Source organism: Comamonas thiooxydans, from assembly GCF_000964545.1.
Classification (GTDB): Bacteria; Pseudomonadota; Gammaproteobacteria; order Burkholderiales; family Burkholderiaceae_C; genus Comamonas; species Comamonas thiooxydans.
In genome coordinates this window covers 487,381-506,120 of the sequence record NZ_BBVD01000004.1, presented here as the reverse complement: position 1 = coordinate 506,120, position 18,740 = coordinate 487,381, and the positions used below count along the sequence as shown (strand labels likewise).

Below are 18,740 nucleotides of genomic sequence, written 5' to 3'. Positions count from 1 at the left end.
CTGTCGTAGGCTGTCGCTGCATTACAGCTGCAAAAATACCGGAACCCCATAAAAAGAGAGCGCCTGGCGCTCTCTTTTTATTTTTCAGTAGTCAGCCTGAAGCACTTCAGTATGGTGCGGCCTGGCCATGCACAAACACGCGCAGCTCGCCGTTCTGGAAGGGGGTCCACTGCTCGTTCTGTGTCAGAGGGGCGGTGACGATGATGGCCACCTTGTCCTGGGGGGTGGTTTCGCGGGAGAAATCCACACTGAGATCTTCGTCGGACAGCTGCGCCTGGGTGAAGGGATGGCGGCGCTCGACATAGCAGAGGTGGGTCGTGGCATGGGCCCAGAGCGCCTCGCCGTTGGAGAGCAGGAAGTTGAACGTGCCGTGCGGTGCGATCTTGGCGGCCAGCTCGCGCAGGGTGTGGGTCAGCTCTTCGATGCTGGGCACGCCCGCATGGGACTTCCACAGCTCCTGCATGATCCAGCAGAAGGCCTGCTCGCTGTCCGTGTTGCCAATGGGCTGGAAGTGGGCGTGCAGCTTGGGGGCGAAGTTCTTGAGATCGCCGTTGTGCGCGAAGACCCAGTTGCGTCCCCAGAGCTCGCGCACAAAGGGATGGCAGTTCTGCAGGCTGACCACGCCCTGGGTGGCCTTGCGGATATGGGCGATGACGTTGGTGCTCTTGATCGGGTATTCGCGGATGAGCTTGGCGATCTGGGAGTCGACGGCGCGTTCGTGATCGACGAAGTGGCGCAGGCCCTTGTCTTCGAAGAAGGCGATGCCCCAGCCGTCGGTGTGGTCGCCGGTGTTGCCTGCGCGCTGCGTGAAGCCTGAGAAGCTAAAGCGCACATCGGTAGGCGTGTTGCAGTTCATTCCAAGCAGCTGGCACATGGCTTCGTCATATCTTTCAAGCAAAAAAGCTTTATAGCCCAAGAATCTATGGATGATCTCGTCAATGATGGTGCTGTATGGCAGAGATCGTCAACCGCTGCCCAGCCGGCATGAAAAAAGCAGCCTAAGCTGCTTTGCGCAAGAGGGCGGCGATGGCCTATTCGCGGTCCAGCCAGAGCTTGCCGCCGGTGGCCCAGTCGTGACGCTTGATGTCGGTGATGATGATGTCCACCGATTCGGGCGAGCCGCCCAGCACTTCAACGCTGACGCGGGTGATTTCTTCGACCAGCTTGCGCTTTTGTTCGACGGTTCGGCCTTCCATCATTTCGACATGGTAGGTGGGCATGTGCAGGTTTCCTTGCTGGCTTGGGGTTGGGAAAAGAGGCCCATCATAAGGCCGGGCTAGTCAAGATCCGTCCCGGGACGGCCTCGGCCGCGTGCGGGTCGGTCAGCTTTGCTCCGACCAGAGCTTGCCGCCGGTGGCCCAGTTGTGGCGCGGCACGTCGGTGATGATGATGTCCACGGACTCGGGGGCACTGCCCAGCACCTCGGTGGTCACGCGGGTGATTTCTTCGGCCAGCTTGCGCTTTTGTTCAACGCTGCGGCCTTCAAACAGTTCAATGCGATAGGTGGGCATCAAGGTCTCCTTGCTGATGTTGAATGCCCGAGCTGCAAGGCGGTGAGCGCAGGATCAGGCAGGGGTGGAATCGTCGGCAACCGGCCGCGCACAGGCGGGGCAGATGCAGGCCTTGCCGCGTGCGTCTGCGGGCAGTCGCTCCAGCGCGTCCCGGGAAACCGGGGTCTGCATGCACCAGCAGCTCTGAGGCGGCAGGCCGGCGCTGATGGCGCACTGGTTGGGCTGGCCGCACAGAGGGCAGCGGCTGGCGTCTATGAGGGGATCGGTGGGCATGGCAGCAGTGTAGAAGCCATACCGCACCACTAGGGCCGTGGCCAAGAAAAATGCACTCGATGTACTGACATGGAGTGCATTTTGATAGCGGATTGCGCAATTGAATCAATGGATTTAGGTAGAAAAACCTTTGAAATCCATTGGTATCAAGCGGGAGTTACTCCTTGTTCAGGAGCGGCTTTGCCCGGCAATCAGGCACCAGCCTTGACCTTCAGACGCCAGGCGTGCAGCAGAGGCTCGGTGTAGCCGGAAGGCTGTTCCTTGCCCTTGAACACCAGGTCCAGAGCAGCCTGGTAGGCCGCGCCATCGGGATTGGCCACCAGGCTCTTGTAGGCGGCGTCGCCGGCATTCTGCTCGTCCACGATCTTGGCCATGCGGGCATAGCTGTCGCGCACCATGGCTTCGGTGACGATGCCGTGCTGCAGCCAGTTGGCGATGTGCTGGCTGGAGATGCGCAGCGTGGCGCGGTCTTCCATCAGGCCCACGTTGTGGATGTCGGGCACCTTGGAGCAGCCCACGCCCTGGTCGATCCAGCGCACCACATAGCCCAGGATGCCTTGCACGTTGTTGTCCACTTCCTGCTGCTTTTCTGCATCGGACCAGTTGGGGTTGGTGGACACGGGCACTTGCAGGATGGCGTTCAGCAGTTCGTCGCATTCGGCGTCGGCGTTGGGGCTTTCCAGACCCTTTTGCACGTCGGCCACATTGATCTGGTGATAGTGCAGGGCGTGCAGGGTGGCGCCGGTGGGCGAGGGCACCCAGGCGGTGTTGGCACCGGCCTTGGGCTGGGCAATCTTCTGCTCCAGCATGGCCTTCATCAGGTCGGGCATGGCCCACATGCCCTTGCCGATCTGGGCGCGGCCGCGCAGGCCCATGTTCAGGCCGACCAGCACATTGTTCTTTTCATAGGCGGGCAGCCAGGCGCAGGTCTTCATGTCGGCCTTGCGGACCATGGGGCCGGCATACATGGCAGTGTGCATTTCATCGCCGGTGCGGTCCAGGAAGCCGGTGTTGATGAAGGCAACGCGTGCGGGTGCAGCAGCGATAGCGGCCTTCAGGTTGACAGAAGTGCGACGCTCTTCGTCCATGATGCCGAGCTTGACGGTGTTCTCGGGCAGGCCCAGAACCTTTTCAACGCGGCCGAACAGTTCGTTCGCGAAGGCGGCTTCGGCGGGGCCGTGCATCTTGGGCTTGACGATGTAGACGCTGCCTGTGCGGCTATTGCGGATGCCGTTGGCGCCGCCCTTCAGGTCGTGAATGGCGATGGCGGTAGTCACCAGCGCGTCCATGATGCCTTCGGGGATTTCCTTCTGCTCGGGGCCCCACAGCACGGCGGGGTTGGTCATCAGATGGCCCACGTTGCGCACGAACATCAGCGAGCGGCCGTGCAGCTTCACGGGCTTGCCGTCGGCGCCGGTGTATTCGCGGTCGGGGTTCAGACCACGGGTCACGATCTTGCCGCCCTTTTCAAAGGACTCGGTCAGCGTGCCCTTCAGAATGCCCAGCCAGTTGGCATAGCCGTTGACCTTGTCTTCGGCATCCACAGCGGCCACGGAGTCTTCCAGATCCAGAATGGTGGACAGAGCGGCCTCGACCACCACATCGGCCACGCCGGCGGCGTCAGTGCTGCCGATGGGGGTGGACTTGTTGATGATGATGTCGATGTGGATGCCGTTGTTCTTGAGCAGCACCGATTTGGGAGCCGCAGCATCGCCCTGGTAGCCGATGAACTTGGCTTCGTCCTTCAGGCTGGTCTTGCTGCCGTCCTTCAGGGACACGACCAGCTTGCCGCCTTCGACGGCGTAGCCGGTGGAGTCCTTGTGCGAGCCCGAGGCCAGGGGCACGGCCTGATCGAGGAAGTTGCGTGCGAATGCGATGACCTTGGCGCCGCGCACGGGGTTGTAGCCCTTGCCCTTCTCGGCGCCGCCTTCTTCGCTGATGGCGTCCGTGCCATACAGCGCGTCGTACAGCGAGCCCCAGCGGGCGTTGGCGGCGTTCAGCGCGTAGCGGGCGTTCAGAATGGGCACCACCAGCTGGGGGCCGGCCTGAATGGCCAGTTCGGCGTCGACGTTTTCGGTCGTGGCCTTGGCGTCCTTGGGAGACTCCACCAGATAGCCGATGCTGGTCAGAAACTGGCGGTAGGCCGCCATGTCGGCGATGGGGCCGGGGTTGGCCTTGTGCCAGGTATCGAGCTGCGTCTGCAGGCGATCGCGCTCGGCCAGCAGGGCTGCGTTCTTGGGCGCCAGATCGGCCACGATGGCGTCGAAGCCCTTCCAGTAGGTGTCCTGGTCCACGCCCGTGCCAGGCAGCACTTGCGTGTTCACAAAGTTGTACAGCTCGGTGGCGACTTGCAGGCCGTGGACTTGGGTGCGATCAGTCATTGGAAACCTCTGGTTGTGATGTCTCGGGATTCAGGAGTCGTTGCCCATCACGGGCAGCATGTGGGGAGACTGTATTTGAATTTTTTGAGTACATAAATAGCCTAAATAGTTCAGAACTCATGATGTTTTTATATGGAGTTCCTGGAATTTATGCGTTTTACGTACCAAAGGCGCCAGAGTTCGTCAGTTCTGACCGGTATGCGCGGCGGCTGCGGCGGTGACGGGCTCCGCAATGGATGGCAGAGCCTGAAGGAGGCGGCGCGAGGTTTCTCCCGAAGCAATAGCTTCAATCGCTTGCCAGGCCTGAGCTTGCGGCAGATTGGACGGTGTTTTCACGTGTCTAATCTTTGTTCCTGAAGTAAGTGCATGCAATCAAATGACAAGGCTTTGTCTGTCATAAGTCGATATCCGTGCTCAGAAATGATTTGTTAATCTTGAAACAAATTGAGCATCTTCCGATATCGATCAGCCAATCTTTACCAAGGAGCTCCTGATGGCGAATCTGAACGAAAGCCTGCAAGATCTGATGACCCTGGATGGCGCCATGTGCGCGGCAGTGGTGGATTACAACAGCGGCATGCTGTTGGGCAGCATAGGTTCCGGCGTGGACCTGGAGCTGGCTGCCGCCGGCAATACCGAAGTGGTGCGCGCCAAGATGAAGACCATGAAGTCCCTGGGTCTGAATGACAGCATCGAAGACATTCTGATCACCCTAGGTAAGCAGTATCACATCCTGCGCCCTGCCGAGAAGATCAACGGCATCTTCATCTACTACGTGCTGGACAACGGCCGTGCCAACCTGGCCCTGGCCAGGCGCAAGGTCTCGGATGTGGAGTCCAAGTTCGTCATGTGATTCAGCCGGTCTGAAGACGCGCAACGGGCCTGGAGGCCCGTTCTTGTTTTTCGCGCCGAATTGATCAGGCCGCGATCAAGGGGGCGCGGAACTGGTAGCCCACTTTCTGCTGGGACTGCAGCGGCACGGCCACGGGCGTCGCCTTTTCGATGCGGCGGCGCAGGCGGTAGATGGTGGCGTGCAGGTTGTTGTCGGACTCGGCTGCACTGGTATGGGTCAGCAGGCTGCGGATATGGTCGCGGCTGACGGTTTCGCCCTGGGCCTGCAAAAAGCACTCCATCAGCATCAGGTCGGTGGCGCCCAGCTCCACGCTCTGGCCATCGGGGGCGGTCAGCAGACTGCGGCGGCTGTCCAGCTTCCAGGCCGTGGCCGTCCGGGCCGTGGTCATGATGCGCCGGTGCACGGCGCGAACGGCCAGTTCCACCTGCTCGAAGGTCACGGGCTTGGTCAGATACATATCTGCACCGGCGTTGATGACTTCGGCAAACACTTCGGGCCCCAGGCGCCCCGAGACAATCAGCACGCCGGCCTGGCTGCGCTTGCGGATGATGCGCAGCAGCTCGGTGCCAGCCACCCCGGGCAGCATCAGGTCCAGCACATAGAAATCAAAGCGATAGGGTGCGTCGTCGGTCAGCAGGTCGCTGCTGTCGCTGTATGCCGTGACCTCCACGCCCTGGCCGCGCAGATGCTGGGCCAGAAATTCGCAGTACTCGGTGTCGTCGTCGACCAGGGCAAGAGTGGCAGGCAGCATGGGCGGCGGACCTCATTCGGCAAGACCTTGGGGAATGACCAGGCGCATGATCGTGCCATGCGGGCTGTGCGGCAGAGCTTGTACTGTACCTTGGTGCAACTGCAAGACCGAGCGCACGATGAACAGGCCCAGGCCGGCGCCCGGGCGGCCGTGGCTGTGGTTGCCGCGCGAGCCTTTTTCGAACAGACGCGGGAGCAGCTCCTCGGAAATGCCGGGGCCCTGGTCCACGACTTCCAGAATCAGTGCCAGCGGTTCGTCGGACTCGGAGATGCGCAGCTGCACCGGGGTATCTGCGGGCGCATAGGCCAGGGCGTTGTTGAGCAAATTGCGAAGCGTCAGCCGCATCAGCGCCGGATGCAGCTGTACGGTGCGTGCCGTGGTCAGCCATTGCACATCGATGCGCGGGCGCAGGTCGGCCGCAATATCGTGCAGCACCAGCTTGATCAAGGTCGGCAGATCGGTTTCGCTGGAGGCGCCGGCCTTGCCGCCCGCGGCCAAAATAGTGCCGGCGGTCAGGGTGTTGTCCAGTGTGCCTATCACCTGCTGCAGCACATGCTCGGCGCGCAGCAAGGCCCTGGCGGCGGGCGCGGCATCGGCCAGATGCAGATCTTCGATGGCCTTGAGCGTGGCCTGCATGGCAGCCGAGGCATTGTTCAGCGGCTGGCGGATCTCATGGGAGAGCAGCTGCAGCATCTCGTTGTGTTCGCTCAGCATGGCCGTGCGCCAGTCCAGCAGGGTACGCAACCTGCCGAGCTCGCCCGCGTCCTGGCGGCTGCTGCGCAGTTGCTCGTGCAAGGCCTGCAACTGCTCGCGCTGGCGTGCAATGACTTCGCCACACGCATATTCGCGTCCTATGTCGCTGAGCTGCATCAGCACCTCGTGCCGGCCCTGGGCATCGGCTGCGCCGGGCGTGAGCTGTATGCGGCGGTGGTGCTGCGAACCGGAGTCACCGGGCCGTATGTCGTCATATTCCTGGTGCAAGCCCCGGGCGGCGGCCGTAAAGCGCGGGCCGTGGACTTGCCAGATCTGGGCAGGCAGCAGACCCTGCAGCGGCTGGCCGATGGGGCTGGCGTCCTCGGGCACATCCAGCCATTGGCACCAGGCGGGAGTGGCCATGAGCAGCAGCCCTTCGGCATTCCAGAGTGCACAGCCCTGGCCGGAGCGGCCCAGCAGACCGACCAGATGGGCGGCAGAAACGGGTGAAAAGCTCATGACGGCGGGCGGCAGCGGATTTGTAAATGTGTTTTGCAAATCATAGGTTTAACGCCTGGCTCTGCCCAACAGCTCATGGCGCTGGCGAATAAGCGATATTCCTGCCTCAGGGAAAACGGTAAATTTTGATATAAACATATATAAACATCAAAGATTCACCGACAACTTGTGACTTCTAAGTAAGATATATCGCAATGAAGTCGCATGCGGGACAGGCATGCAGCGCTGATTGATGACTTTTATAGTGATAGCAGTCAGCGCTCTTGTTTAAAGAACTTTCGATAAAAACATTTGAGAAATCAAGACTGCTTGTGCGGTATGTGCTCTTGTATTAGTAGTGCACGCTACCGCAGCAGGAGACAACACGGACCAGACAGGAGCAGCGGTCATGGACAAACTCAAGGCATTTGAGTCTTTTGTATCGGTAGCGACCAGGGGCAGCTTGACGGCTGCAGCCAAGGCCGAAGGTGTGGCGCCCGCCATCATGGGGCGCCGTCTGGACGCTCTGGAAGAGCATCTGGGCGTCAAGCTCATGGTGCGCACCACGCGCCGCATCTCGCTGACCCACGAAGGCAGCGCTTTCCTGGAAGATTGCCAGCGCCTGCTCTCCGATGTGTGCAATGCCGAGGCCAGCGTGTCGGCCGGCGGTGTCAAGGCCACGGGCCATCTGCGCATCACGGCGCCTGCCGGTTTCGGGCGCCGCCATGTGGCGCCGCTGGTGCCACGTTTTCGCGACCTGCACCCCGATGTCACCATCTCGCTGAACCTCAGCGACCGCGTGGTCGATCTGGCGGGCGAGGGCTTCGATTGCGCGGTGCGCGTGGGAGATCTGCCGGACTCGGCCCTGGTCAGCGTGCGCATTGCCGACAACCGCCGCCTGTGCGTGGCCACGCCCGGCTATCTGGAGCGCCGTGGCACGCCCAAGCATCCCAGCGAACTGACCCAGCATGACTGTCTGACGCTGTCGTCCGACGCCTCGCAGACGCGGGGCTGGGCCTTCCGTATCCCGCATCCCGAAAGCGGCACCAGCGAGGTCGTGCACTTCAAGCCGGGCGGCCCGCTGGACTGCTCCGACGGTCAGGTGCTGCACGACTGGTGCCTGGGCGGCTGGGGCATTGCCTGGCGCAGCACCTGGGAGGTGGAGGCCGAGATCGCCGCCGGCCGCCTCGTGCCCGTGCTGGAAGAGTTTGCCGCGCCGCCCAACGGCATCTTCGTGGTCTTCCCCCAGCGCAAGCACATGCCGCTGCGCGTGCGCATGTGGATCGACTACCTCAAGCACCACTACAACCAGCCGGACTTCTTTCGTCTCGGCGTGGATATCTGAGCGGGCCTGAAACGGTAGACAATGGACCGGTCGCCGTGGCCTGATACAGGCCGCTGAACCCGTCCTTTTTTCTACTGTGAAGCCATGACCTTTGAAGCTGTTCTTGCCAGCGCCCATCTGCTGGCGATCCTGACCCTGGTGGTGTTTCTGACCAGCCAGGCCGCCCTGTGCCGTGTGGAATGGATGAATGCCGCCGTGGTGCAGCGCCTGGCCAGGCTGGACATGATCTACGGCATTGCCGCCATCGTCCTGCTGTTGACCGGCATCGCGCGCCTGGTCTGGGGCGTCAAGGGCATGGGGGCCTATACGGCCTCGCCGCTGTTCCACCTCAAGATGACGCTGTTCGTCATCGCCTTTTTGCTCTCGCTCAAGCCCACGCTGACCTTCCGCCGCTGGAAGAAGGCGCTGGATGCAAGCGGTCAGCTGCCGCCGCCCGAGGAAATCAAGCAGACCCGCAAATGGGTGATGTGGCAGGGCCATGTGGTGCCGGTGATCGCCGTAGTTGCCATCTTCTGGGCGCGCGGCATGTAATCTGCGCCAGACCCCGCAAAAGACAAAGGCCGCTGCAAAGCGGCCTTTTTCACGTCTGCGGCATTCAGAACGTGCCGCGCAGCGTCAGCATCACAGCCAGATCCTGGTGGTTGATGTCGCGCTCGCAGGTGTTGCGGTTGAAGGTGTAGCCGGCAAACAGGCTCCACCCGCGGCTGAGCTCGCCGCTGAACGTGGGCATGGCCTGCATTCGGGGTTCAAGCGAGAATGACTTCCATTTGCGCAATGACTGGGTGTGGCCGGCGAAACATGCGGATACCGCCCTGCAGCCTGTGAACCGGCCCAGGAACAAGGGTGTGGCGCCAGCGATTCGGCAGGACTTGAATCCGGCACGTAAAATCCCGCGATGCTCTCCGTCAAACAGGAATTGCTCGCAGCCCTGGCTGCTGAGCTCGAAACACTCTCGCCCGGCGCCGGCGCACGCGCTGCGTTTGAAAACCCCAAAGTGGCAGCCCATGGCGATTTCGCCTGCACGGCGGCCATGCAGCTGGCCAAGCCTCTGAAGGCCAACCCGCGCGCCCTGGGCGAGCAGCTCAAGACCGCGCTGGAGGCTACAGCCGCCTTCCAGCAGTGGGTGGATGCGATTGAAATCGCGGGTCCGGGCTTTCTCAACATCCGCCTCAAGCCTGCTGCCAAGCAGGAGGTGGTGCGCGAAGTGCTGGCGCAAGCCCAGAAGTTCGGCTACCAGGCCGATCGCGGTGAAAACATCCTCGTCGAGTTCGTCTCCGCCAACCCCACCGGTCCTCTGCATGTGGGCCATGGCCGCCAGGCTGCGATCGGCGACGCCATCAGCAACCTCTATTCCACCCAGGGCTGGAAGGTTCACCGCGAGTTCTATTACAACGACGCGGGCGTGCAGATCGACACCCTGACCAAGAGCACCCAGCTGCGCGCCAAGGGCTTCAAGCCCGGTGACGAATGCTGGCCCACCGACAGCGAAAACCCGCTGGCCAAGAATTTCTACAACGGCGACTACATTGCCGACATCGCCAAGGCTTTCCTGGCCAAGGAAACCATCAAGGCCGATGACCGCGAGTTCACCGCCAACGGCGATGTCGAGGATTACGACAACATCCGCCAGTTCGCCGTGGCGTATCTGCGCAACGAGCAGGACAAGGACCTGCAGGCCTTCAACCTCAAGTTCGACGAGTACTACCTCGAGTCCAGCCTCTATGAAAACGGTCATGTCGAAGCGACGGTCAACCGCCTGATCGCCAACGGCAAGACCTATGAGCAGGACGGCGCGCTGTGGCTCAGGTCCACCGACTACGGCGACGACAAAGACCGCGTGATGCGCAAGACTGACGGCGGCTACACCTACTTTGTGCCCGATGTGGCCTATCACATCCAGAAGTTCAAGCGTGGCTTCACCAAGGTGGTGAACATTCAGGGTACGGACCACCACGGCACCATTGCCCGCGTGCGTGCCGGCCTGCAGGCTGCCGATGTAGGCATCCCCGAGGGCTATCCCGACTACGTGCTGCACACCATGGTGCGCGTGGTGCGCAACGGCGAAGAGGTCAAGATCAGCAAGCGCGCCGGCTCCTACGTCACGCTGCGCGATCTGATCGAGTGGACCAGCAAGGATGCCGTGCGCTTCTTCCTGCTCTCGCGCAAGCCCGACACCGAGTACACCTTCGACGTGGATCTGGCCGTGGCCCAGAACAACGACAACCCCGTGTACTACGTGCAGTATGCCCATGCGCGCATCCAGTCCGTGCTGCGCGCCTGGCAGGAGGCCGGCGGTGCAGGTCTGGCGGCACTCAAGGATGTGGACCTATCCGCTCTGGAAGGCCCGCAGGCCCAGGCGCTGATGCTGCTGCTGGCCAAGTACCCCGAGATGCTGACTGCTGCTGCCGAAGGCAACGCACCGCACGACGTGACCTTCTACCTGCGCGATCTGGCCTCCAGCTATCACAGCTACTACGACGCAGAGCGCATCCTGGTGGACGACGAAAAGGTCAAGCTCGCACGTCTGGCCCTGGTCGCTGCCACGGCTCAGGTGTTGCACAATGGTCTGGCGGTGCTGGGTGTGAGTGCACCCGAGCGCATGTAATCCCAGTTTCCTGTCCATCGGTCGCCTTGCCAGCCTTGCCTGTCAGGGGTCGATGGATCTGAGAATGGAATAACTGAAGCAGAAAGCGTTAAGCGACTGATATGAAGAACCAGCAACGCGGTGGAACCATCCTGGGGCTTATCTTTGGCATGGTCATCGGTCTGGCTGCGGCCCTGGCCGTGGCCATCTATGTGACCAAGGTGCCGGTGCCCTTCCTCAACAAGGGTGGAAACAACACTCAGCGCGATGCGGCCGAGGCCGAGCGCAACAAGAACTGGGACCCCAACGCACCGCTGCAGAGCCGCCAGCCTGCACCGCCCCCGGTGACACCACCAGTTCCTCCAAGCGATGTGACAGTGTCGCCGCCCACACCTGCGGTACAACCTACTGCAACCGGCGGAGTCACCACGCCGCCGCCCTCTACGCCGGAGAAGCCTGCCAAGTCCGCATCGGGTGATCCGCTGGGTGATCTGGTCAAGGAGCGCTCCGCCGCCGCCGACAAGGCAGACAAGGCGCGTGCAGACAAGGAAAAGGCGGCCGCGCAGACGGCATCCTCTTCGGACTCTGCGTTCAACTACTTTGTGCAGGCCGGTGCTTTCCGCGGCCAGAGCGAAGCGGAAGCGCAGCGTGCCAAGCTGGCCATGCTGGGCTGGGAGTCGCGCATCAGCGAGCGTGAGCAGAACGGCATCACCGTTTTCCGCGTGCGCGTGGGGCCGTTCAGCAAGCGTGACGACGCCGAGCAGCTCAAGGGCAAGCTCGACGGTGCGGGCGTGGACTCGACTCTGGTGCGCGCGGCCAGATAACAAGACCCCTGAGGCGCTGCGCGCCGGGGGACTGCAGCTTAGCTGCGGGGCGGCCCTTGCTTGAGGCCTCTGGCTTGTGCCATTGGTAGTTTTGACAACGCTGAACTTTTTTGGGCCTGTTGGCTCTGATACTGCAGACCTGATACAGGAGTTTGTTTAGATGAAACGTCGCGAATTCTCTCTGGCTGCCTCGGCAGCTGCTGCCGGTGCCCTGACTCTGGGTGCCTCCTCCAGCTGGGCCCAGGGCGCTGCGCCCAAGGAAGGCAAGGACTACATCAAGCTCGGCAAGCCCGCCAGCGTGAGCGCGCCGGCCGGCAAGGTCGAGGTGGTCGAGTTCTTCTGGTACAGCTGCCCGCATTGCAATGCCTTCGAGCCCCAGTTCGAAGCCTGGGCAAAGAGCCAGCCTGCCGATGTGGTGGTGCGCCGCGTGCCCGTGGCTTTCAATGCCTCTTTCGTGCCACAGCAAAAGCTGTACTACGCCCTGGAGGGCATGAACCTGCTGCCCCAGCTGCATGCCAAGGTGTTCCGCACCATCCACGTGGATCGCAATCTGCTCAAGACCGATGACGCCATCTTTGACTGGGTCGGCAAGCAGGGCGTGGATCTGGCCAAGTTCAAGGAGGTCTACAACTCCTTCACCGTGGCCAATCAGGCGCGCAAGGCCGCTCAGCTGCAAAACGAATATGACGTGGAAGGCGTGCCCGCCATGGGTGTGGCCGGCCGCTACTACACGGACGGCACCAAGGCCGGCAATATGGAGAATGTGCTGCGCGTGGTCAATGCGCTGGTCGCCTCCAGCCGCAAGGCCTGAGATCAGGCAGCAGACGCCAGTGACGTTTGACGCCCAACAAGCCCGCCGCCGTGCGGGCTTTTTTGTGGGTGTTTTTTACGCAAGTTGCAAAAAGGGAATGACTACAATGGATGCAAGAAACGTGCCTTCCATGAAAAAAACACTCCTACCTCTTGCGCTGGCCTGCGCCCTGGCAGCAGCGACCGGCATTGTCCATGCCGAAAAAGCCGACAGCGCCAAGCCCATGAATATCGAGGCGGATGCGTTGCGTCATGACGAGCTGCAGCAGACCAGTGTCTTTACTGGCAATGTGGTGATGACCAAGGGCTCCATCGTGCTGCGCGGTGCTCAGCTCGATGTGCGGCAGGACGCCGAGGGCTATCAGTACGGTGTGATCAAGGCCGAGGCCGGCAAGCGAGCGTTCTTCCGCCAGAAGCGCGATACCGTGGCCGGTCAGCCCGAGGAGTTCATCGAGGGCGAAGGCGAAGTCATCGAGTACGACGGCAAGGCCGATATCGTCAAGTTCATCCGTCGTGGCGAGATGCGCCGCTACCGTGGCGGTCAGCTCAGCGATCAGGTCACGGGCTCCATCATCGTCTACAACAACATCACCGACGTCTATACCGTCGATGGCCAGAAGACCAGCGGCGGCCTGCCGAGCTCCTCCGTGGGACAGGGCGGCCGTGTGCGCGCCATCATGGCGCCCAAGGACGGAACGCCGGGGGCACAGCCCAAGCCTGCAACACCTGCCACGCAGCTGCGCCAGAGCATGACGCTGGGCGGCGAGAAAGCCGACGAGAAGAAATGAGCGAGCCGACTTTCTCCAGCAGCCGCAGCGGCGAGTCCGACAGCCGCCTGGAGGCCAAACATCTGGCCAGGTCCTACGGCAGCCGCAAGGTGGTCAAGGATGTGTCCCTGTCCGTGCAAAAAGGCGAGGTCGTCGGTCTGCTCGGCCCTAATGGAGCGGGCAAGACCACATCGTTCTACATGATCGTGGGCCTGGTGCGCAGCGACGGCGGCGAGATCTTCATCGACGGCCAGCCGGTGGGCGGCATGCCGATTCACCAGCGTTCGCGCCTGGGCCTGTCCTATCTGCCCCAGGAAGCCTCCATCTTTCGCAAGCTCAGCGTGGAAGACAATGTGCGCGCCGTGCTGGAGCTGCAAAAGGACGAGCAGGGCAAGGCGCTGACGCGCGACGAGATCGAAAAGCGCCTCACGGGCCTGCTGCAGGAGCTGCGCGTCGAGCATCTGCGCCAGTCGCCGGCGCTGGCGCTGTCAGGCGGTGAGCGCCGTCGCGTGGAAATTGCCCGCGCCCTGGCCACGCAACCGCGCTTCATTTTGCTTGACGAGCCTTTTGCCGGCATCGACCCGATCGCGGTGATCGAGATCCAGCGCATCATCGGCTTCCTCAAGGAGCGCGGCATCGGCGTGCTGATCACCGACCACAACGTGCGCGAGACGCTGGGCATCTGCGACCACGCCTTCATCATCAGCGACGGCCATGTGCTGGCCGAAGGCACGCCCGAGGAGATCGTGGAGAACGCCGATGTGCGCCGCGTCTATCTGGGCGAACATTTCAGGATGTGATGACCCCCACGCTCCCTCACTTTGTGCGGTCGCTGCCCCCAGAAGGGGCCCTGACCGGCTGCGCCGAGGTTTGCCTTGAGGTGGCCCGGCGGCAAACCCGTAGCACTGCGCGCGTTTGCAATGATTGTCTGGGGGCCGCGCCTCGATGAAGCCAGGTCTCTCGCTACGCGTTTCGCAGCATTTATCGCTTACGCCGCAGCTGCAGCAATCCATTCAGCTGCTGCAGCTTTCCACCCTGGAGCTGGCGCAGGAAGTCGAGCAGATGCTGGTCGACAACCCTTTTCTGGAACGTGCGGGCGATGAGGCCGAAACTGCGGGAGATGCTCCTGTAGATGTAGCTAATAGCGCCAGTGAATACAGTACTTCAGATGGTATTCATGCTGAAAGAGATGCATCGCAAGCGCAACAAGCTACTGAAACGGTAGCGGAGGCATCAAACCCCGAAACCCCTGAAACGCTGAACTGGGAGGCCGAGGGCCTGGACGGCCAGGACGGGGAATGGGGTGGCGAATCCAGCAGCGAGTGGGATACGCCCTCGGCCAGCAGCTCCACGCGCAACCGCGATGGCGATGACGAAACCGATGCCATCGATCTGGCGCGCGAGCACCAGAGCCTGACCGACTTTCTCCATCGTCAGGCGCTGAGCCTGCATCTGGGCGCGGCGGACATGGCGGCGCTGCGCTTTCTCATCGAGTCGCTCAGCGACGACGGCTATATCGAGGATTCCCTGCAGGAGCTGGCGCAGAGCCTGGCCGGCGACGACCTGGAAGAACGCGAGGAACTGGAGCAGCACTTTGTCATTGCTCTGAAGCTGCTTCAAAGCCTGGAGCCCGTGGGCGTGGGAGCGCGTGATCTGGCCGAGTGCCTGCAGCTGCAGCTGCGCGACCTGATCCGCACCGCCGAGGACGAGGGCACGACCGAGGCGCATATGAACCGGCTGCTGCTGGCGCAGGCCATCTGCGCGCAGCCCATGGACCTGCTGGCGCGGCGCGATCTGCGCAAGCTCACCAGCCTGTGCGGCGCGCGAGAGGAACAGCTGCGCGAGGCCATGGCCCTGATCGCCAGGCTGGAGCCGCGTCCGGGGCGCCGCTTTGTCGACGTGGAACGCCATATCGTGGTGCCCGATGTCATCGTGCGCCCGCTGCGGTCCGGCTCGGGCCGGGTGGACTTCTCCGTGCAGCTCAACCCCGAGGTCATGCCGCGTCTGCGCGTGCACGACATCTATGCCAGCGTGCTGCGCCGCCACAAGAACAGCGACGGCCATGCGGCGCTGCAGCAGCAGTTGCAGGAGGCGCGCTGGTTCATCAAGAACATCCAGCAGCGTTTCGACACCATCTTGCGGGTCTCCGAAGCCATTGTGGAGCGGCAGAAGAACTTCTTTGTGCATGGCGAACTGGCCATGCGCCCGCTGGTGCTGCGCGATATCGCCGACACCCTGGGTCTGCACGAGTCCACCATCAGCCGCGTGACCACGGCCAAGTACATGGCCACGCCCCAGGGCACCTTCGAGCTCAAGTATTTCTTCGGCTCGGGCCTGGGCACGGAAACCGGCGGCAGTGCTTCCAGCACGGCCGTGCGTGCGCTGATCAAGCAGTTTGTCGATGCCGAAGATGCCAAGAAGCCGCTGTCGGACGCCAAGCTGGCCGATATGCTCAAAGAGCAGGGCATCGAGTGCGCGCGCCGCACCGTCGCCAAATACCGCGAGCAGCTCAAGATACCGACGACCACGCTGCGCAAGGCGCTGTAGGGCACCGCAGAAACAAGAAAGCCGCTGATGCATCACACAGCGGCTTTCTTGTTCTGTATTTAGGGCGGGAGCCTTGATAAGGCATTCCTCAAGCAAGGGGCAGCGAGCAAGAGCCGCCCTTGCGGCGATGCTGCCGTCCCCCTTGGGGGCGCCCGGCCAGGGGAAGGCGCGTAGCGCCTCAGGGGGTTATCAAGAAACCAACCACCAGATAAACCAGACCAGCACGCCAATCATCAGGCCGAACTTGAGGATCTTGTAGAAGGTCGGATTCCAGTCGCGGAAGGCGCGGCGGTACTTGCCCGCATAGAACGAGATCTTGAACAGCTTGCTGATCATGCCGCGCGGATCGCCCTCGTTGTTGGGCGAGCTGGCGGCGGCCACCACGTTCTTGCCCAGCCAGTGATTGAGCCACTGGGCAAAGCCATTGGTCATGGGGCGCTCCACATCGCAGAACAGCACGATGCGGTTGCCTTCCGAGCGGTTCTCGGCCCAGTGCATAAAGGTCTCGTCGAAGATCACGCCTTCGCCTTCACGCCAGCTATAGGGCTGGCCGTCGACCTCGATCATGCAGCGGTCGTCGTTGGGGGCCAGCACGGCCAGGTGATAGCGCAGCGAGCCTGCATAGGGGTCGCGGTGCAGATTGAGCTTGGCGCCGGGCGGCAGCTCGGCAAACATGGCGGCCTTGACGCTGGGAATCGATTTCACCAGGGCCGTGGTCTTGGGGCACAGCTCCATGGCCGAAGGGTGGGCATCGCCGTACCACTTGAGGTAGAAGCGCTTCCAGCCGGTCTTGAAGAAGGAGTTGAAGCCTGCGTCGTCGTTGTTGGCGGCGGCCTTGATCTGCATGTTCTTTTGCAGATTGACGGCTTCCTCGCGGATCTCGCGCCAGTTGGCCTGCAGCGGCGCAAGCTCGGGGAAGGTGCTGGTGGGCAGATAGGGCGTGCGCGGCACCTTGCTGAACATCAGCATGAAGACGTTGAACGGCGCCGTGAACGTGGAGTGGTCAAACAATTGCTTGACCACCTTGTGGCGCACCTTGCCGCGCAGATGCATGTACAGCCCGCAGCCAAAGAAAAGCAGCACCAGTGCCAGAACGATTATTTTTGCCATAAGGGCCAATTTTACCGGGGGCACCCCGGCGGCCACCATGGGGGCAGGTCAAACAGAACCGGGGTAGGGGAATATCAAAAGCAATAGCTGCCGGCGCTTGACGGCCAAGCGCAGCAGCCCGCTTGTTAGATGTTCAAGGCAGAGCCAGCACGGCGCAGTTGCACAGATCCGCGCTCTCGAACGCAGTTGTGTCGCCCGCTTTGAGCCCCGGCACGGGGAATAGCCGCACCGTCAGCGGCTTGTTGAGGCGAAAAGCCATGGTGCCCGTATCGCGCATGACGGCGGCGATCTGCTCGGCGCTGCTGTCGCCCGGCACCGGCACGGTATCGAGGCCGATGCCGCAGACGCTGCTGTAGGTCAGCAGGGCGCGGATATCGAATTCGTCATTCAGACTGGCCTGGGCCAGGCCTTGGTCCTCGGTCACGGCCAGCATCAGGCCACTGAAGCCGATCTGTGTCACGCCGTTGACCGATTTGAAGACGCGGGTCAGCAGGGCCGACGCCTCCACCGTGCCGCTGGCGCCGAAACAGGGCACGCCCAGCAGTTGGTAGACATCGACCATGGAGGCGCAGGACTTGGACGGCGCGGCCGAGGTGTCCATGCCCGCGATATGCCAGCCCTCGGCCAGTTTCACGCCGTCGGCGCAGCGCTGGATGGCAGTGGCATGCTCGTTCAGGGTCTGGCTCAGGCGCTCGAATGCGAGCCTGAACCACGCCGCGTGATCGAGCTGCAGGCGCTGCTGCTGCAGCTCCTGCAGTTCAGCCACCATGAGGTCTGGCGTTTCCAGGCCCAGCACCAGGGCGCCGTGGTGCTGGCCGCGGTGGTAGCTGGCCGGGAAATAGGGAATGCCGGGCGCGCAGTTGAAGTTGACCGTGAAGTTGAAGTTGCCTTCGCCGCGCGGCGTGGTGCGCGCGATTTGCTGAATCGCCTGCACGCTATGGGCCAGCAAGCCGGTCTGCAGAAAGCCATGTTCATCCAGATCGATGTTTACGCAGGCGTTGCACAGGTCGCCATAGGCGGCAATCAGCTGCGGCAGCAGGGCCACTTCCTGCGCATTGCGCGCCTCGCCCACGGCAAAGCGGATGCGGCGTTTGCCGGTGTTGATGGCCTTGAGCGTTTCGGCAATGCGCTGCAGGCCGGCTTGGGCGCTGTCTGCGCTGGAGACATCCAGATATTCGCCAAACGGGTTGCTCACGATGCGGATGGACTGCACCTGATAGCCCCGGGCCTCGATGGCATCGGCCACGGCATCGCATTGCTGCTTGGCCTGGGTCAGGTCGGCCTGCCACTGTGCCTCATCGGCGCTCAGGTTGACAAAGGCGGTGACGGTGCGCACGCGCACCAGCGGGTTGAAGCTGATATTCATAGCAGTATCCGTAGGCGGGAGAATGGCTGGCGGCCATTTTGCCTCTGAACACGCCGATTACAGCAGGCGCGTGCCCAGCGGCACCTCCTTGTCGGGCACGCACAGGGCCACGGCTCCCGTGGCATCGTGAAAACCGGTCACAAGACATTCGCTCATCAAGGGCCCAATCTGCTTCTTCGGAAAGTTGATCACGGCCACCACCAGCCGTCCTATCAGCTCCTCGGGTTGGTAATGCTCGGTGATCTGCGCGCTGGACTTGCGCTGGCCCAGCTCGGGACCCAGGTCCACCAGCAGCTTGTAGGCGGGCTTGCGGGCCTCGGCAAATACCTCGGCCTGCAGCACGCGGCCCACGCGCAGCTCCACCTTCATAAAGTCGTTCCAGCTGATTTCTTCCATGTCGTCATTGCTCCTTGGCCTGGCATCATGC

General features: G+C 62.3%; 21 protein-coding genes. 9 read left to right on the top strand and 12 right to left on the bottom strand.

Going from position 1 to position 18,740, the window contains the following annotated elements; genetic code table 11:
* Nucleotides 1-106 precede the first annotated feature (106 nt).
* The 6 genes from Cth01_RS07595 to Cth01_RS07570 form a co-directional block, all read right to left on the bottom strand.
* Nucleotides 107-874, bottom strand: a complete 768-nt coding sequence (locus Cth01_RS07595; protein ID WP_041744369.1) for a class II glutamine amidotransferase — start codon at nucleotides 872-874, stop codon at nucleotides 107-109.
* Nucleotides 875-1,031: 157 nt separating this feature from the next.
* Nucleotides 1,032-1,220 carry a 4-oxalocrotonate tautomerase gene (locus tag Cth01_RS07590; RefSeq protein ID WP_003060524.1) on the bottom strand — a complete coding sequence of 63 codons (189 nt, stop codon included), beginning with the start codon at nucleotides 1,218-1,220 and terminating at the stop codon, nucleotides 1,032-1,034.
* Nucleotides 1,221-1,322: 102 nt separating this feature from the next.
* Nucleotides 1,323-1,511, bottom strand: a complete 189-nt coding sequence (locus Cth01_RS07585; RefSeq protein WP_003060526.1) for a 4-oxalocrotonate tautomerase — start codon at nucleotides 1,509-1,511, stop codon at nucleotides 1,323-1,325.
* A gap of 54 nt (nucleotides 1,512-1,565) precedes the next feature.
* Nucleotides 1,566-1,784: a cysteine-rich CWC family protein gene (locus Cth01_RS07580; RefSeq protein WP_045838870.1), complete on the bottom strand. Its 219-nt coding sequence runs from the start codon at nucleotides 1,782-1,784 to the stop codon at nucleotides 1,566-1,568.
* A gap of 191 nt (nucleotides 1,785-1,975) precedes the next feature.
* Complete coding sequence (locus Cth01_RS07575; protein ID WP_034355254.1) at nucleotides 1,976-4,165, bottom strand: malate synthase G; 2,190 nt, start codon at nucleotides 4,163-4,165, stop codon at nucleotides 1,976-1,978.
* A 183-nt stretch (nucleotides 4,166-4,348) separates the two neighbouring features.
* Nucleotides 4,349-4,501, bottom strand: coding sequence for a hypothetical protein (locus Cth01_RS07570; protein ID WP_156160270.1), 153 nt, complete (start codon nucleotides 4,499-4,501; stop codon nucleotides 4,349-4,351).
* 157 nt (nucleotides 4,502-4,658) lie between these two features.
* Here Cth01_RS07570 and Cth01_RS07565 point away from each other — a divergent pair, with 157 nt between their 5' ends.
* On the top strand, nucleotides 4,659-5,018 hold the full coding sequence (locus tag Cth01_RS07565; protein WP_003068180.1) for a hypothetical protein: 360 nt from the start codon (nucleotides 4,659-4,661) through the stop codon (nucleotides 5,016-5,018).
* Nucleotides 5,019-5,082: 64 nt separating this feature from the next.
* Here Cth01_RS07565 and Cth01_RS07560 read toward each other — a convergent pair whose 3' ends face one another.
* Together Cth01_RS07560 and Cth01_RS07555 are read right to left on the bottom strand one after the other, a co-directional pair.
* A complete protein-coding gene (locus tag Cth01_RS07560) occupies nucleotides 5,083-5,769 on the bottom strand; it encodes a response regulator transcription factor (protein ID WP_045838848.1) in 687 nt (228 codons plus the stop codon).
* 12 nt (nucleotides 5,770-5,781) lie between these two features.
* Nucleotides 5,782-6,981 carry a sensor histidine kinase gene (locus Cth01_RS07555; protein ID WP_045838847.1) on the bottom strand — a complete coding sequence of 400 codons (1,200 nt, stop codon included), beginning with the start codon at nucleotides 6,979-6,981 and terminating at the stop codon, nucleotides 5,782-5,784.
* A 388-nt stretch (nucleotides 6,982-7,369) separates the two neighbouring features.
* Here Cth01_RS07555 and Cth01_RS07550 point away from each other — a divergent pair, with 388 nt between their 5' ends.
* Nucleotides 7,370-8,305 (top strand): LysR family transcriptional regulator, encoded by a 936-nt coding sequence (locus tag Cth01_RS07550; protein ID WP_034355246.1) that lies wholly within the window; start codon nucleotides 7,370-7,372, stop codon nucleotides 8,303-8,305.
* Between the two features lie 84 nt (nucleotides 8,306-8,389).
* Nucleotides 8,390-8,836: a DUF2214 family protein gene (locus Cth01_RS07545; protein WP_045838846.1), complete on the top strand. Its 447-nt coding sequence runs from the start codon at nucleotides 8,390-8,392 to the stop codon at nucleotides 8,834-8,836.
* Between the two features lie 64 nt (nucleotides 8,837-8,900).
* Here the strand turns inward: Cth01_RS07545 and Cth01_RS24435 are convergent, their stop codons facing one another.
* A complete protein-coding gene (locus Cth01_RS24435) occupies nucleotides 8,901-9,035 on the bottom strand; it encodes a hypothetical protein (RefSeq protein ID WP_267884604.1) in 135 nt (44 codons plus the stop codon).
* A gap of 165 nt (nucleotides 9,036-9,200) precedes the next feature.
* Between Cth01_RS24435 and argS the strand changes: the two genes are divergently transcribed.
* From argS to Cth01_RS07515, 6 genes are all read left to right on the top strand, one after another.
* Complete coding sequence (gene argS / locus Cth01_RS07540) at nucleotides 9,201-10,910, top strand: arginine--tRNA ligase (protein ID WP_003068188.1); 1,710 nt, start codon at nucleotides 9,201-9,203, stop codon at nucleotides 10,908-10,910.
* A 101-nt stretch (nucleotides 10,911-11,011) separates the two neighbouring features.
* A complete protein-coding gene (locus Cth01_RS07535) occupies nucleotides 11,012-11,713 on the top strand; it encodes an SPOR domain-containing protein (RefSeq protein WP_045838845.1) in 702 nt (233 codons plus the stop codon).
* 160 nt (nucleotides 11,714-11,873) lie between these two features.
* On the top strand, nucleotides 11,874-12,524 hold the full coding sequence (locus tag Cth01_RS07530; protein WP_034396722.1) for a thiol:disulfide interchange protein DsbA/DsbL: 651 nt from the start codon (nucleotides 11,874-11,876) through the stop codon (nucleotides 12,522-12,524).
* A 130-nt stretch (nucleotides 12,525-12,654) separates the two neighbouring features.
* The gene (gene lptA / locus Cth01_RS07525) at nucleotides 12,655-13,311 is read left to right on the top strand and encodes a lipopolysaccharide transport periplasmic protein LptA (RefSeq protein ID WP_003068194.1); all 657 of its coding nucleotides are present in this window, start codon (nucleotides 12,655-12,657) and stop codon (nucleotides 13,309-13,311) included.
* Nucleotides 13,308-14,090: an LPS export ABC transporter ATP-binding protein gene (lptB, locus tag Cth01_RS07520; RefSeq protein ID WP_045838844.1), complete on the top strand. Its 783-nt coding sequence runs from the start codon at nucleotides 13,308-13,310 to the stop codon at nucleotides 14,088-14,090. Before lptA ends, lptB begins: the two co-directional genes overlap by 4 nt.
* 145 nt (nucleotides 14,091-14,235) lie before the next feature.
* On the top strand, nucleotides 14,236-15,837 hold the full coding sequence (locus Cth01_RS07515; RefSeq protein ID WP_045838843.1) for an RNA polymerase factor sigma-54: 1,602 nt from the start codon (nucleotides 14,236-14,238) through the stop codon (nucleotides 15,835-15,837).
* 189 nt (nucleotides 15,838-16,026) lie between these two features.
* Here Cth01_RS07515 and Cth01_RS07510 read toward each other — a convergent pair whose 3' ends face one another.
* The 3 genes from Cth01_RS07510 to Cth01_RS07500 form a co-directional block, all read right to left on the bottom strand.
* Complete coding sequence (locus Cth01_RS07510) at nucleotides 16,027-16,947, bottom strand: aspartyl/asparaginyl beta-hydroxylase domain-containing protein (protein WP_080746150.1); 921 nt, start codon at nucleotides 16,945-16,947, stop codon at nucleotides 16,027-16,029.
* A gap of 133 nt (nucleotides 16,948-17,080) precedes the next feature.
* Nucleotides 17,081-18,313: a DUF711 family protein gene (locus tag Cth01_RS07505; RefSeq protein ID WP_034355228.1), complete on the bottom strand. Its 1,233-nt coding sequence runs from the start codon at nucleotides 18,311-18,313 to the stop codon at nucleotides 17,081-17,083.
* Between the two features lie 57 nt (nucleotides 18,314-18,370).
* Nucleotides 18,371-18,709, bottom strand: coding sequence for a tRNA-binding protein (locus Cth01_RS07500; RefSeq protein WP_003068205.1), 339 nt, complete (start codon nucleotides 18,707-18,709; stop codon nucleotides 18,371-18,373).
* Nucleotides 18,710-18,740 lie beyond the last annotated feature (31 nt).